We start from the raw sequence: 1,489 nt of genomic DNA on the forward strand, positions 1-1,489 counted from the left end.
GACCCGGCTTTACCGGACGCCTGGTGGACTCGGCATCATAGTTTGGATATTTGACTATAGCCTCAATCTGTCTTTGCTCCAGCCCGACATATACTTCCTCACATCCGTATCCGGCATCTTCGACAACACCTGACGGCTTGACTCCGTTTTCTTCCACACAGGTGTCGACAAAATCCATGTTGATAGACTTGTCATCCGCTGAGTCGTATGCGCCATAGTTTGTGACATACTGGTTTTGTGTAGCAATCTGCACATTGTAGTTGGGTGTCGCCATTCCTTCGTATCCGTCTTCCTTGGCGTGCATGATGCCGCATTCAGGATCTGTAGGCGCGACTCCGCATCTGTCGGCACATTGCTCCAATGTCTTGTCATGAGCGTCTTTGCGGTCGCATGCCTTGCGGATAGCTGTAATCTTGCCACGGACGTTCTTAAGTCCCTCTTTTTTCGCTTTCTCTTCAATGCGGTCTGCTATTTCGCGGGCTTCTTCTTTTGTATATCTGACATGGCCGGGGCTGTTGTCTTCGGCATTGTCTCCGTTCTCAACCTGTTCAAGCAAGGCTTTGACTCCTTCCTGTATGTCTGCATCTGCCGATGCCGCGAACTTCTCGGCGTTGCTGCGCCATTTTATACGCCAGCGTGCTGAGCGTGAACGTATTGTTGAGCCGTCTATGAACAGGTCTTTGGCCAGTTCTATTTCTCCTCGCTCTACCAATATCAACACCAGACGCGAGAATATAACCTTAATATATGGCATGCACCGTGTCTTGAAACGGCTGATTGTCGTATGGTCAGGAAACTGATATGATGAAAGCCATATAAGATGCGCATCACGCTGCATGGCCGCCTCAAGTGCTCGTGTGGAATATATGTTGTTCATGTAGCCGAAGAGCACAACCTTAAGTAGCATTGCCGGGTGATATGGTGGCTGACCGTCGGAGGCTTTTGAATAACTGTCATGAATCTCTTTCAGATCCATCAGGTCGACTATATCCGAAATCAGCCTTGCAGGAGCATCCGCAGGGATAAAATCACCCAAATTGGGCGGAAAGAGCAGATTATCGTTGGGTATGTAAGACTTATACATTAACTTTGTATTCAATAGTTTTGAATACCATAAAGTTACAAAACTTTATGGACATAAAAAAGCCTCAGCTTGTGAAAGTTGAGGCTTTTGCTATTTTTTTTGAGAAATAGTTCTGCAACAACCTCAAGAAAAACGGTAAAATGCGTCCACTCGGCATACCATCTATAGAGGACAAACTGTTGCAGGAAGTGGTGAGGATGATTCTTGAGGCAATCTACGAGGGACAGTTTTCTGATTGTTCCCACGGCTTCAGACCTCAAAGAAGTTGCCATACCGCAATGGAACAGATTTCAAAGTCTTTCTGTGGAGCCAAATGGTATATCGAGGGCGTAATGAAAGGATGTTTTGACAACATTAATCACGATGTCATGATGAAAATGTGTGAAAAACGCATTGCCGAATGCT

2 protein-coding genes are annotated in these 1,489 nt (G+C 46.2%); one reads left to right on the top strand and one right to left on the bottom strand.

The window, feature by feature from the left end; translation table 11 throughout:
• Positions 1-1,084: transposase (locus FYJ44_RS14335; protein ID WP_154513304.1), on the bottom strand; the 1,084-nt coding region annotated here is incomplete at its 3' end.
• Positions 1,085-1,263: 179 nt separating this feature from the next.
• Here FYJ44_RS14335 and FYJ44_RS14340 point away from each other — a divergent pair.
• The coding region (locus FYJ44_RS14340; protein WP_229772739.1) for a reverse transcriptase/maturase family protein at positions 1,264-1,489 on the top strand (226 nt) is incomplete at its 3' end.

Source organism: Desulfovibrio porci, from assembly GCF_009696265.1.
In the GTDB taxonomy this organism is placed as follows: domain Bacteria; phylum Desulfobacterota; class Desulfovibrionia; order Desulfovibrionales; family Desulfovibrionaceae; genus Desulfovibrio; species Desulfovibrio porci.